Source organism: Anabaena cylindrica UHCC 0172, assembly GCF_034931625.1.
Taxonomy (GTDB): Bacteria; Cyanobacteriota; Cyanobacteriia; order Cyanobacteriales; family Nostocaceae; genus Anabaena; species Anabaena cylindrica_A.
The window spans coordinates 1-14,010 of record NZ_JAYGGY010000006.1 but is presented as its reverse complement, the minus strand read 5'-3'; the positions used below and the strand labels follow the sequence as shown (position 1 = coordinate 14,010).

Below are 14,010 nucleotides of genomic sequence, written 5' to 3'. Positions count from 1 at the left end.
AAGAAATTTTACTTCTGCCTTCTGCCTTCTGCCTCTATTCTCTGTGTGAACCTAGTTTTTGATTACTGGGTGCTGGGGAAGATTCCCGGCGACCTGAGCGTAACTTAGGTTTAGCAGATCCATTTCCGTCATCACCACTATCTTTAGCCCAAGAAACGCGATTGCGTTCACCACCATCACGACGCTTGTTGAGTTTGGGTTTGGAAGATGGTTCTTCTGGAACATCTACACCTGACTGTAACCAAGCCGGACGGGTTTGATCATAAGCAATTTGTAGAGCCGCAGCTGCGATCGCTTGAGCATCATATTTCTCAATCAATTCGCTAATGATTGGTAAAAATGAAGCTAGACGTTCACCTGTTAAAGCTTCTCCCACCTGTTCTTGCAATTTTTGAATGTGTCTGGCTTCAATTTGCGCTCTTGTAGGAATCGTCAAAACTTGCCAATGTTGACGATTATGACGTTCAAATGCTTGTTGCTTACGGCGTTCAAAAGGTTGTACTAAAGAAATCGCTGTTCCTTCTTTTCCAGCACGACCAGTCCGGCCAATTCGGTGAACGTAGGTTTCGGCGCTATCAGGTAAATCAAAGTTGATGACGTGAGAAAGTAGATCAACATCTAAACCTCGTGCCGCAATATCGGTAGCTACTACCCAGCGGACTTGACGATTGCGGAAACGGATCAACAATCTTTCTCGTGCTTGTTGAGACAAATCACCATGATATTCATCAACACTGTGACCAGCAGCTTGTAATTGATTAGTTAGTTCTGCCGCTGTGCGTCTGGTGCGAACAAAGATTAAAGCTGTTTCTGGATCTTCCATTTCCAGAATTGGCTGCAAAGCTTTAGCTTTTGTCCAGTGACGAGGGATCAAGTAAGCTACCTGATTGATTTTATTGGGTGCAGCTTTTGGTTGCTCAACAGTGACAGTGACTGGAGAGTTTAAAAACTTGTTGACCAAGGAGCGAATTGAAGGTGGCATAGTTGCCGAAAATAAAGCTGTTTGGCGTTCTTTGGGAGCCTGGGAAAGAATTTTGATGACATCATCAATAAAGCCCATGCTCAACATTTCGTCAGCTTCATCTAAAACAAACCATTTCACTTGGTCAAGTTTAAGACAGCCGCGATCTAACAAGTCGATCACCCGTCCGGGAGTACCGACAACCATGTGAACACCACGTTTGAGTTGTGACATTTGGCGGTCGATTGATTGACCACCGTAAATTGCCATGACTCGCAAGCCATCATCACCCATAAATTGGGAAATGGCATCATGAACTTGCATTGCTAATTCACGGGTAGGTGTTAACACTAAAGCTTGTACAGCTCGTTTGTTAACATCTAGTTGTTCTAAAATCGGCAACGAAAAAGCTGCTGTTTTACCGGTTCCTGTTTGCGATTGACCAACTACATCACGACCTGCTAACAATTGGGGAATAGCTTGGGCTTGAATATTTGTGGGTGTAGTAAAACCCATTTTTTCGAGAATTTCAACGCGTTCTTGGGAAATACCTAGTTCTTGAAAGGAAAGATTCATTAATTCTCCTAGATTTGATTGTAAATTTTGGACTGGTAAACCGATACTTATTTGTAAATTAGGGCATGGGACACAGGTCATGGCAACATCACCAATGACTAATGACTAATGACTAATAACTATTAACAATTTGACCATAGAGGTCATAGGCATCGGCATTGTGTATCTCTACTGGCACGATGGTTCCTAGCCTAGACTCGCCTTTAACATAGACTTGGCCATCGACTTCTGGGGAAAATCTACCGGAACGGCCGATTAATTCTCCACTTTCGGGGTTTTCTTGCTCAATCAGGACATCGACTATTTTGCCTACTTCCTGTTGATTTTTGTGGAAGGAAATGGGCTGCTGGAGTGCCATGAGTTGATCACGGCGCTCTACCATTACTTCTGCGGGAACTTGATTCGGCAATTTATAGGCTGGGGTTCCCTCTTCTGCAGAAAAGGTGAAGACACCAACGTGATCAAATTCGTGTCGCTCAGTAAACTCTAGTAGATGGTCAAATTGCTCTTGTGTTTCTCCAGGGAAACCAACAATAAAAGTTGTTCGCAGTACTGATGATGGTAACGCTGTTTTGATGCGATCAATAATCCCATCATTTACTCGTCCTTGCCAAGGGCGGTTCATAGAGCGAAGCATCTCTGGATGAGAATGTTGCAAGGGCAAATCTAAATAAGGCAGAACATTCGGTGTTTCTTGAATTGCCGCTATTACGTCTGGGGTGAGTCCGGTGGGATAGGCATAGTGCATTCTGATCCACGGTACATCTACTTTCCCTAAAGCGCGGAGTAATTCCGCTAACTTTGGCTGGCCGTAAATATCCAAACCATAATTGGTGGTGATTTGGGATATCAGAATTATTTCTTTGACCCCTTGGTTAGCCAATTGCTTGGCTTCGGCGACTATGGATTCAATAGTACGCGATCGCTGGTTCCCTCTTAAATAAGGAATAATACAAAATGCACAACGATAATCGCATCCTTCGGCAACTCTCAGGTAAGCTACTCCTTCAGTTGTCGTTCGGTAGCGGGGTGTCGTTTCATCAGCTATGTAGGTGGGTTCGGCGCTAATTAGTTTAACCCGCTCCCCTTGTTCTACCCGTTCTATGACATTGACAATTTTGTGATAATCACCTGTGCCAACCACGGCTACTGCTTCTGGCAACTCTTCCAATAATTGTTCTTGAAAGTGTTGCGCCATGCAACCAGTAATAACGACTTTTTTATTTGCTTCCGCCAGTTCTACTAAAGTTCTTACTGACTCTTCTCTGGCAGCTTCGATAAAACTACAGGTATTGACAATAACATAATCAGCTAACTCTTCATTTGTATCTACACTATAGCCTGCCTCTACCAGCAGCCCTAGCATATGTTCTGTATCAATTCGGTTTTTCTCACATCCCAGATGAGAAATAGCAATTGTCGGCTTGTCACCCATATTTTGAAAAAATCTTCACTTTTTTTTCTCGTTCAATCACAACATTAAAAACAGCAGTTAGGTGCTTTTTCCTGCACCCTGATCAGGACATAGCAGTAACAAATTGCCACTGCTAATAAATACCCGTGGACGTTTGACCCTAATCAATATTGATATAGAGGCCATGCTATGATATTTTTATTAATCTGTTCCCCAGGGTAAATTGAAGTGTCTTTGGGTACTTATGACACTCTTAATTTTTTTTAACGATTCGCTTATTGGTATTTTACACTACCCCAGCGTGTGCGTTGTTAGTTTACCCATCGGGAAGCCGCCCAAAGGGCTGTTTTTGAGAAGTCGCTACCCTCAGGGAAATCGCACTTGCGACTACGCCTATCAAGCAGTAATGCTACCCCATACCTCAGACTGGGCCGGCGACGATGCGCGGGCGGTATGCCTAAACCACGGGAAGCTGCCTTGTGTCTTGTGAGTGGCAAACTCCTCTTATAGCCAGATTTTATCTTAACATATCTTATGGAAGGTTCAACGCCGATTTCCATCTTCAGAAGGACGTAATAAAGCATGGATAATCAAACAACTTGACTAGTTTAGTTAAAAATCAAGAGTTCGCTCAAGAATTAAGCATAAAGGCGGAAATGCCCTCAATCATCAGAGGATAGGGTTAAAAAATCGCCAAAAACCAATTAAAACCGACTAGGGACGTGGTAGATCCAAAAATTATTCTTGTCTTTTCATCCTTCTTAAACAAAAAATTCTCAACTCTGGACAATGCCCTAGCAAATTAAAGACGTGGACTTATATCAGCTATTCAAAACTCGAACACCAATTATTGGCGTGGTTCACCTGCTACCGCTACCGACTTCACCCCGTTGGGGAGGTAGTCTCAAAGCGGTAATTGACCGCGCCGAACAAGAAGCAACAGCCCTGGCTAGTGGCGGGGTAGACAGTATTATTGTAGAAAATTTCTTCGATGCACCGTTTACTAAAAATCAAGTTGATCCAGCCGTTGTTAGTGCGATGACTGTGGTGGTACAGCGCATACAGAATTTAGTAACTTTGCCTATAGGATTAAATGTTTTGCGAAATGATGGCAAAAGTGCAATGGCGATCGCTAGTTGTGTAAAAGCCCAATTTATCAGAGTCAATGTCCTGACTGGAGTTATGGCCACTGACCAAGGATTAATTGAAGGTGAAGCTCATCAATTACTGCGCTATCGACGAGAACTAGGCTCGGATGTGAAAATTCTGGCTGATGTCTTGGTCAAACACGCCCGTCCTTTGAGTTCACCCAATCTCACAGTTGCTGTCAAAGACACAATAGAAAGAGGATTGGCCGATGGGGTAATTTTATCAGGCTGGGCAACTGGTAGCCCTCCTAATCTAGAGGATTTGGAACTTGCTTGTGATGCAGCTGCTGGTACACCAGTATTCATTGGCAGCGGAGCTAATTGGGAAAATATTGATACCCTCATGCAAGCCGCAAATGGTGTGATTGTTTCTAGTTCTCTCAAACGCCACGGTCAAATTTCGCAACCCATTGACCCAATTCGCGTCAGTCAATTTGTGGAAGCTGCTCACCGCAGTTGGAACTCCAAAGGTGAAAGTAAATCCATTCCTTCAGTGAAATTGCATTCTTAGTACCGAGTACTGAGTATCGAGTACCGAGTGAATATTTTCTCCTCTGCTTCCCCTGCTCCCTTTTCTTAGTACCGAGTACTGAGTACCGAGTACCGAGTAAATATTTTCTCCTCTGCTTCCCCTACTCCCTTTTCTGACTCCTGAACTCCTGAACTCCTGACTAAATACTTATGATTCGCCGTCGTTCTACTCCTTGGATTCATAAATGGTCGCGTCCATTAATTGGAGCGATCGCTGGCTGTGGTGTCCTCATCACAGGTTATCTCACCTTTGAAAAGCTGACTGGCAGAAGTGCTGCTTGCGTAGCCGAAGCTGGTACTAAGGGCTGTAATGATGTCCTTTCTAGCCCTTGGGCAACAGTTTTTGGTCAGCCATTAGCTTTGTTTGGGCTTTTAGCCTACGTCGCTATGCTGATATTCGCTCTTGCTCCCTTAGCATTGAACTCAGGGGAAAACAACAAAAGCAGTAAACAACTGGAAAATCTGACTTGGTGGTTGCTATTAGTGGGTGCGATCGCTATGTCAGTCTTTAGTGGTTACTTAATGTACATACTGGCATCCCAAATCAAAGCCTTATGTCCTTACTGTATCGGCTCGGCTTTATTTTCTCTGAGTATGTTAGTCATAACCATCATCGGTCGTGACTGGGAAGATATTGGGCAAATATTTTTCACTGCCATTATTGTCGGGATGGTGACGCTAATTGGCACTTTAGGCATCTATGCTGAAGTGAATAAATCTGGTGACATCGCTGAATCCACTTCTGGCAAACCTCAGCCAATTACATTCACTCCCACAGAAGAACCTAATCCCGAATTTGGCTGGAAAATTACTACCAAATCTGGGGAATCAGAAATTGCCTTAGCAGAGCATCTTGTTAAAGTTGGTGCTAAAGAATACAGTGCTTATTGGTGTCCCCACTGTCATGAACAGAAGTTACTTTTTGGCCAAGAAGCTGAAAAAATTATCGACGATAATATTAAGGTAGAGTGCGCGACTGAAAGTCCCAAAGCAAAACCAGATTTATGTCAAGCTGCTAAAATTCAAAGTTTCCCCACTTGGATCATCAATGGTAAAACCTATACCGGCGTGCAGAACCTAGAAGAACTAGCAAAGATTACTGGTTATACGGGTTCTCGAAACTTTAAGTATTTTAGATAAACTACTTGTACTCAGTTCTTAACTATTACAGGAGCATCCTACCGCAAATAAATGACACTATCCCCGGCTTGGTTCATAGATTAAGCCGGGGATTTAGCATACACTCTATACTAAAAACAGGTGGCTTTACTTTTAAAATCGCTAAGATTATTGATATACAAGGATTTTTTCCCAGGCGCAAGTCTAGTAATTATCCGTTTTGAGTATATATTCCACACTTAGCCTTATACCATTTCACGAAAAGCCTGATACAAATCATTGGTATTTAATTCTTTCCCTCTGCTGCGTATTTGTATTAACTTTAAAGTGAACCGGTATTAGTCCGGCTGCTAATTCTAGCTTTCCACAATCCCGCGAGGTTTTTATGAATCAGCAGTTAAGCAGTCATCTTGTGAGACTTGTATTTGAAGTTAAACAAGTTCTTAGTCAAGGGCGCAGAGAATTGATGATTGCTTCGTGGATTGCCATTTTTGTTATGATTTTGCGTTCTGTAGGGTTATTACAGTCTTTAGAGTTAGAGACTTTAGATAAATTTTTTCGCTTACGTCCCTATGAATTGCCAGATGAGCGCATCACTATAGTAGAAATTGATGAAATTTCTGTCCGTCAAGCAGGTTCTTGGCCGATTTCAGATGAGATAATTGCCCAGGTTTTGTTTAAGTTAAAAGACTACAAACCCCACGCAATTGGCTTAGATATTTATAGAGATTTGCCTGTACAGTCTGGTTACAAAAAACTAGAGAATGCTTATAAATCCATACCAAACTTGATTGGTATTCAATTACTGGCAAATAGCAAAAAAGAAAGTGTTTCACCTCCACCAATACTGAATGAGCGAAACCAAGTAGGTTTTAACAATATACTCTATGATCCTGATGGTAAAGTTCGCCGTAGCTTGTTATATTCGCACGTTAATAATCAAGCCCATGAAAGTTTTGCTCTCAAGTTGGCTCTCTTATATTTAAAGTCTGAGGGAATAACACCTCAAACAGCCAAAGGGAATCATCAATATTTACAGTTAGGTAAGGCTGTTTTTACTCGGTTTGAGAGTAACAATGGTGGTTATGTGGGGGCTGATGCTAGAGGCTACCAAATTTTATCTAATTTTCCTAAACCCCGTTGTCATACTGTATCTGTTGGATTTTGTAGTTATCGTCATGTATCTTTGGCAGATGTATTAGCTGATAGAGTTCCAGCACATTGGATTCGCGATCGCATTATCCTCATTGGTTCTACTGCACCCAGTCTCCAGGATTTTGTGTTTATTCCTTACTCTAACCGTCTCATGGATAAAAGTGCTGCACAACCGATCGCTGGTGTCCAATTGCAAGCTTATTTTATCCATGAATTAATTTCTGCTGCTCTACACGGAAGACCATTACTCAAAGTCTTTCCTGATCATATAGAAAATTTGTGGATTTTTGTTTGGTCTTTTATCGGCATGGTCATCATCTGGCAAATCCGCCAACTAAAAAAGAGTATATTCATATTTTTACTGTCTGGCTTTGGTTTAAATCTAACTGTTTATTTGGCGTTTTTAGGTGGTTGGTGGATACCCATTATTCCCGCATGGTTGACTTTTAGCAGTTCAGCTATTGCTATGACTTTTTATATTAATTATATACAACAAGAATTAAAACGTTCTAAAGAGTTTTTACATCAAATTATCAATGCAATCCCTGATCCCATTTTTGTGAAAAATCAACAACATCAGTTAATTGTTTTAAATGAAGCCTATTGTCGATTTATTGGTTATTCATATAATTTATTAATAGAAAAATTAGATTATAACTTTTTTCCTCAACATGAAGCTGATATATTTCGCACGCAAGATGATATTGTGTTTCAGACTCAGCAACCTCAGGAAAATGAAGAAGAATTTACTAATGCTGATGGTAAGACTTACTTGATTTCTACTAAGCGATCCCTGCATAAAGACGCTACTGGTAATTTCTTTTTAGTTGGGATCATTAGAGATATTACTCAAAGCAAAAAAATTGAAGCAGAACTTAAACGCACTGCCGCTGATTTGTCCCATTCCAATTATGCTTTAAAACTCCAAGAAAACCATTTGCGTCAATTGGCTTACCATGATTCTCTAACTGGTCTATCTAATCGCAAATTTTTTCTGGAACAACTTGATGAATCACTAAATTGGTCACAAACTAATCATCTCATGTTGGGATTGCTGTTTATTGATTTAGATGGCTTTAAGGATGTAAATGATACATTAGGTCATGAAATTGGCGATCGCTTGTTGATAGTTATTGCCCAACGCCTGAATAGTTCATTACGCACTAGTGATACAGTTTCTCGTTTGGGTGGTGATGAGTTTACTGTGATTTTACGGGCTATTGCTAACTCCCAAGTAGCTGCAAAGGTAGCTGAAAAACTTTTAAGTGTGATAACTGAGCCAATTATTTTAGATGGGCATACCACTAAAGTTTCTGCCAGTATTGGAATCAGTATCTACCCAACTAACAGCAAAAATAGTGAAGATTTGATTAAGCAAGCAGATACAGCAATGTACCAGGCTAAACATCTGGGTAAAAATCGCTATGAGTTCACTAAAACAGCTTAACGTGTGACAATTTTTAAATATCATCTAAGTGTGTACTGACATTTGTTTATAATTTTGTATATTTTTATCAAGATTTATTCAGAAATGGCATAACTATTTTGTGACTTAATTTTTACATTTATTAATGTAAACATAGATTGGTATTTTATACTCATAAATTAATAATTTAAGTAACAACTAATGATTTTTTCTAACTTCTTGTAAGTTTTGATAAGTGGATTGAGTGTTTATACAGTAAAAAAGTTAAGCTTTGGTTAAAAATTAAGCCAAATAGCTAATTCTTTCCTCAAGAATATAGTGAATATCTATCTTTGGAGCGATGATTCAAAGATGATATGAGGAATAATTCTTAATTAAGAGTATGTTATTCAACAGCAATATTTCCAAAGCTGAGGAAAAAGCTATTTTTTAGTGCAGTAGTTAATTGCGAACAACAATAACTAACTTTAATAAGCTTTGATTTTGTCCGAATAACCTAGTCTGTCTATAGTGGAAACCGACGAAAAAAGTCAGGACGCATTTATATGCTAATTAATATGCTAAGATTATTTGATAATAATGCAAAAATCACAAGTATTGTAGTCTTGTGTGTAGTAAGTGCTGTTGTACTAATACCCAGTATGACGGAGGTGACAAAAATCTTTCATAGCTTTATTGTTAATGATTTTAGCGATACAGAAAGTCCTCGCTTAAAAACTGAAGAAGTGAATACTTTTGCTCTAGATATCTATACTCCACCAGACTATGGCGCACCTGACAGTCAACATGGTAGCGGGACACGTTGATACGTGATCTAATTCGACCTTGTAAAAATAAAGAGTATATAAAATTTTAGATGATGTTTAGAGAAATCCACAAAAAAGATGTACTGCTTGCAGCAGCGCCTCGCTATCCAATTTCACCAAATCAAAGCGACTTTTCTTCCCCCTGCTCTCTGCCCTCTGCTCCCTGCGCCCTGCCCCCTGCCCCCTGCTGTCACAACGACGGGATATTTTTTTAGTTGGAAGTCTCTTAGTGAGATTTGCACCAACTATGATTCTGCACAATTGTGTGAACTTGCCAATTTGGATCTGGTTGGGGGTAATCTAGGCGGTAGTGTCCACCCCGACTTTCAGTTCTAAAAGCAGCACTTTTAAGAATTAAGTAAGCTACATCTAACAAATTGCGTGTTTCTGCCCAAAGTCGCAATTGCTGATCAATATTTGGGAGATTGAAACTGGCTGATTCTGTGGGACGTAAACTTTGCAAGAATTGACTCAAAGGTAAGTTAGCGAAATCCTGTTGCCAAGATTCAATTGTAGCGATCGCACTTTCTAAACCAGATTCTTCTCGACAAATACCAGCACTTTGCCAGACTAAACGGGGTAATTTTTCTCGTATTGCTTCTAGAGATGCCTGTTGAATTTGCCACTCGCTGGCAGAAAAGACACAAAATAATGGATTCGATATATCCGGGACTGTGAGTTGATTTTTGCTTAATTCATTTTCAACATCAGCCATCTGCGCCCCAAAAACAATACATTCCAACAGAGAATTACTCGCAAGACGATTAGCTCCATGCACTCCAGTACTTGCAGTTTCGCCCACAGCATACAAACCAGGGATATTGGTACGATTCATCAAATCTGTCAAAATACCGCCCATCCAGTAATGAGCAGCAGGGGCTACAGGAATAGGTTCATTGAAGACATCAATGCCTGAATGCTGACAAACTTGAATAATGTTGGGAAAGCGATGGCGAATTTTCTCAGAGGGAATGGAGCGCATATCTAACCAAACATGGGCTGTGGCAAGATCAACGGCTGTATTTTGCAAATGACTAAAAATAGCTCTACTCACCACATCTCGCGGTGCAAGTTCTCCGGCTGGATGGTAGTCAAAAGCAAAACGTCGCCCTTCGTTATCAATCAGATGCGCTCCTTCACCGCGTACAGCTTCGCTGATGAGAAAGCGTCCAGGTTTAGTGAGAGCAGTGGGATGGAATTGAACAAATTCTAAATCCCGAAGGATAGCACCAGACCGCCATGCGATCGCTACACCATCCCCTGTACTGACAGCTGGGTTAGTGGTTTGGGCAAATACTTGACCGCCGCCACCTGTAGCTAAAACTACAGCACCAGCCCTGACCCATGTAACTTGTCCTTGATAAAACAGACTAATTCCCTGACAGCGTCCTGTTTCTGGTTCTATCCATAAACTCAAAGCTAAGGCTTGCTGGATAATTTGGATATTGTGGCGGCGTAGTACTTGGGCTGCGAGAGTAGTAGTTACTTCCCTACCTGTAGTATCTGCGGCGTGGAGAACACGAGGACGAGAATGGGCTGCTTCTAGAGTGAAAGCTAAGGAACTACCATGACGGTCAAAGGCTACACCCAAGTTAACTAATGATTCAATACAGCTAGGAGCATTTTCAGCTAAAAATTCTACAGCTTCGACATCACATAAACCTGCCCCTGCTTTTAATGTGTCTTCAATGTGCAGCTGGGGAGAATCTTCTGGGGATACGGCTGCGGCAATGCCACCTTGGGCCCAATCACTGGCGGATAAAGCAACCGTTTCTTTAGTAATCAAGCCGACTCGTAAGGATTCTGGTAGACACAATGCGGTGTATAGTCCAGCAGCACCTGCACCGACTACTAAAACATCAAATTGGCTAGGAATATCTATTTGAGACATTAGGTAATGGGTAATGGGTAGTGGGTAGTGAGTAATGGGTAATGGGTAGTGGGTAGTGGATAATGGTAATGGAAAAAAGTATCTAAATAATTTTTCCCAGTCCCCAGTCGCCAGTCCCCAGTTCCCAGTCCCCAATTCCCAGTGGTCACTGAGCTTGTCGAAGTGTCCCCAGTCCCATTTAGTTATCTATAAATACCGTTGTTAATGCGATCGTCTCCTTCATTGAAGTTAGGCTCGTATTCGGTGACGGTAAAGTTATCAAAATTGGCTTGCAGTCTGGATTTTTGACTCTCGCTCAATCCTGGTAGATTCAATACATCCTCTACTTTTTGGTAGGGAGCATTGCTAATAATTTTCTTGGCCAGAGTGGGATATAACCCTGGATATTGTTGGAAAGCGGCAATGTTGGTATTATTCAAATCAATTTTTTTACCAAATTCCGTTCCTAGCTTGGCATCTGCCCGATTCTGACGTGAAATTGCCAAAACTGGGACTTGAAACAAAGCAACGTTGCTAAAACTTGTAGCTTGGGCGATTTGAGTAGTTCCCAATAATCCCCAACTTCCTAGCAACAGACTAAACACTGTTAATAAACGTACTAATCCTTTCACAATTTTCTACCTCTTTCCAACAAACATAAATCAACGCTTTTAGCTAGAAGCCGTCAACTGTGGGCTAAAGTTCAGAGGTATGGAGTCCAAATTCAACCCCGCTAGTGACTCTGGAGGCTGATCGGGTACTTATTTGTTCTGACCTCATCCTTTGGTTGATAGCTGATAGCTAAATCAACACACAGCAGTCATCAGAAACTAATATACAGCTTAGTGAAGTACCCATCGCTGATTCGGAATACTAACCTGCCGATATAGTGGGTGACTTCTGTCAAAATTTAGTTAATATCCACAAATTTACTGCTTTGGAGTCTGAAATTTTACAAATTTATCTGTAATTTTTATGTTTTGCCTTTCTCAAGTCTGTTTGATAAATTTAGGCAAAAACCGCTGCTAATAAAAACAGAGTATCTACTAAAATTGTACTCAAAACTGCTCCACTAAAGGCGTACCAGTGCCATCGTGTTTTACCCAAAGAGGCAATTCCGACGGTTAACAATGCTAGGGCGAGAATAATTGCCCAGGCTTCTCCCCAAGGGGTGAGGACTTGTGCTAAAGCATTTTTTAAGATTTGTGAAGCTCCAGCAGCATCTGTTCTCATAATTTGTCGCCAATAAGGCATTAAATCTACTAAATAAAAATATACGTCGGTTAGAACTGTGCCGAATAGAGAACCTAAATAAAACCAGTTACCGATCTTACCCCAATTTCGCCATAGACACCAGATAGCAAAGGGTAAACCGATAGATTCTATGGGTAAATGCCATAGGGGTTCCCACCGTAACCAGCCCCAGTAAATTGCCCCTGTTAACCAACTCCAGCTAAATCCTAGGAGTAAATCTCCCCAAATGTAGGTTTGCGGACGTGACATTAATGTCAAACTCAGCCAAACCCAAAATCCTGTCATTACTAAGCTGAGGGTGGGGAGCGATCGCACTAATGGCGCTTCTATAAATACTGGTACTGTTACTAAAAACATCGCTGCGGCAAACACTAGCCAAGTTTGCTTCCTAGAGATGGCAGCGGGAAACGAAGCCGATAACGATAGGGTAGACTCTAACTCCTTGATTCCCCCGTACCCGGTGTCAGTGGTGTGCAAATCAGTATTATTAGTGGCGTAAGAGGACAATGTATGATTAACCAAAATTTTTAATATTTGTTACTAAACTTTACTTATGATAAAGATATCATATCCCAAAATCCCCCCTAGGGGCATCGTGATTATACTTTAAATTTTTACATCCCTGAGGATGTTGCCCGGAATAAATGACGATAAGCAGGTAAAGTTGGATAATTTTCGCAAGTTATTTATTCATTTTGGGAGCGTGGTAAATGGCGATAATCTTGGCAACAGGCAATATAGACTTGCTATTCCCTCTCTGGGGGCAAATTTTGCAAGTAGGAATACCTAGTGAAGCAACAACTAATGGAGTCGATCTTGTTCAAGGGCTAATACAGGCATTTATTCTCGGTATTGTCCAAGGTATTACTGAATTTTTACCAATTAGTAGCACCGCACATTTACTAATTGTCACCAAAGTATTTGCTTGGAAAGAACTAGGTTCTAAAGATTTTGTTGATGCCATTCAATTTGGTAGCGTGATTGCAATTGTCTGGTACTTTTGGTCGCTGATTTCTAGTATTGTCAAAGGTGCAATCAAAACACTTCAAGATAAAGACTGGGAGAGAGAAGAATGGAAAATTACTGTCGGTATCGCAGTAGGAACAATGCCGGCATTAATTTTTGGCTTTCTTTTAAAAGACGTTTTACCTGAGAATGCCTTAATTATTGCTATAATGTCAGTCGTCATGGCGGTTCTGCTAGGGTTAGCCGAAAAAATTGGTACTCGCAAACGAGGATTTGATTCATTACAAATTCGGGACGGTATTTTAGTAGGATTAGGACAAACTTTAGCCTTAATTCCCGGTGCTTCTCGTTCTGGTTCCACCTTGACAACTGCTTTATTTTTAGGATTAGAGCGTGAAACAGCAGCTAGGTTTTCATTTTTGTTAGGTTTTCCCACTCTTACCATTGCCACTCTCTATAAAAGTCTGAAAATATTCAAGCAGTTTCAAGCTCATGAGTTGCCAGATAACATTGTTTTACTGTTAATTGTAGGGACTATTACTGCCTTTATATTTTCCTACCTATCAATTGCCTTTCTAATCAAGTATTTACAAACCAAAGACACTATGGTGTTTGTCTGGTATAGATTAGCCTTCGGGATTTCTATCTTGTGTGCGATCGCTTTTGGTTGGCAAGGATAGGAGGCAGGGGGCAGGGAGCAGGGAGAAAGATCATTAATTATTTACTGTAACCAATTACCAATTACCAATTACCAATTACCAATTACCAATTACCAATTACCAAT

The 14,010-nt window shown here is 40.9% G+C and carries 10 protein-coding genes; 5 read left to right on the top strand and 5 right to left on the bottom strand.

The window, feature by feature from the left end; translation table 11 throughout:
- Positions 1-34: 34 nt before the first annotated feature.
- Positions 35-1,537 carry a DEAD/DEAH box helicase gene (locus VB713_RS02920; protein ID WP_323310166.1) on the bottom strand — a complete coding sequence of 501 codons (1,503 nt, stop codon included), beginning with the start codon at positions 1,535-1,537 and terminating at the stop codon, positions 35-37.
- Between the two features lie 112 nt (positions 1,538-1,649).
- A complete protein-coding gene (rimO, locus tag VB713_RS02915) occupies positions 1,650-2,972 on the bottom strand; it encodes a 30S ribosomal protein S12 methylthiotransferase RimO (protein ID WP_323310087.1) in 1,323 nt (440 codons plus the stop codon).
- Positions 2,973-3,761: 789 nt separating this feature from the next.
- On the opposite strand from rimO, the gene btpA reads away from it, so the two are divergent.
- The 4 genes from btpA to VB713_RS02895 all read left to right on the top strand — a co-directional run bounded on the left by btpA (position 3,762) and on the right by VB713_RS02895 (position 9,136).
- The gene (gene btpA, locus VB713_RS02910) at positions 3,762-4,610 is read left to right on the top strand and encodes a photosystem I biogenesis protein BtpA (RefSeq protein WP_323310086.1); all 849 of its coding nucleotides are present in this window, start codon (positions 3,762-3,764) and stop codon (positions 4,608-4,610) included.
- A 170-nt stretch (positions 4,611-4,780) separates the two neighbouring features.
- Entirely contained in the window at positions 4,781-5,770 is a 990-nt protein-coding gene (locus VB713_RS02905) for a vitamin K epoxide reductase family protein (RefSeq protein WP_323310085.1), read from the top strand.
- 364 nt (positions 5,771-6,134) lie between these two features.
- Entirely contained in the window at positions 6,135-8,351 is a 2,217-nt protein-coding gene (locus VB713_RS02900; RefSeq protein ID WP_323310084.1) for a CHASE2 domain-containing protein, read from the top strand.
- A gap of 536 nt (positions 8,352-8,887) precedes the next feature.
- Complete coding sequence (locus VB713_RS02895; RefSeq protein ID WP_323310083.1) at positions 8,888-9,136, top strand: hypothetical protein; 249 nt, start codon at positions 8,888-8,890, stop codon at positions 9,134-9,136.
- Positions 9,137-9,362: 226 nt separating this feature from the next.
- On the opposite strand, the gene nadB is transcribed toward VB713_RS02895, so the two are convergent.
- The 3 genes from nadB to VB713_RS02880 form a co-directional block, all read right to left on the bottom strand.
- Entirely contained in the window at positions 9,363-11,027 is a 1,665-nt protein-coding gene (gene nadB, locus VB713_RS02890) for an L-aspartate oxidase (RefSeq protein WP_323310082.1), read from the bottom strand.
- A 182-nt stretch (positions 11,028-11,209) separates the two neighbouring features.
- Positions 11,210-11,638 (bottom strand): photosystem II complex extrinsic protein PsbU, encoded by a 429-nt coding sequence (psbU, locus tag VB713_RS02885; protein ID WP_323310081.1) that lies wholly within the window; start codon positions 11,636-11,638, stop codon positions 11,210-11,212.
- 376 nt (positions 11,639-12,014) lie between these two features.
- Positions 12,015-12,782, bottom strand: a complete 768-nt coding sequence (locus VB713_RS02880; protein ID WP_323310080.1) for a DUF3120 domain-containing protein — start codon at positions 12,780-12,782, stop codon at positions 12,015-12,017.
- A gap of 188 nt (positions 12,783-12,970) precedes the next feature.
- On the opposite strand from VB713_RS02880, the gene VB713_RS02875 reads away from it, so the two are divergent.
- On the top strand, positions 12,971-13,906 hold the full coding sequence (locus VB713_RS02875; protein ID WP_323310079.1) for an undecaprenyl-diphosphate phosphatase: 936 nt from the start codon (positions 12,971-12,973) through the stop codon (positions 13,904-13,906).
- Positions 13,907-14,010 lie beyond the last annotated feature (104 nt).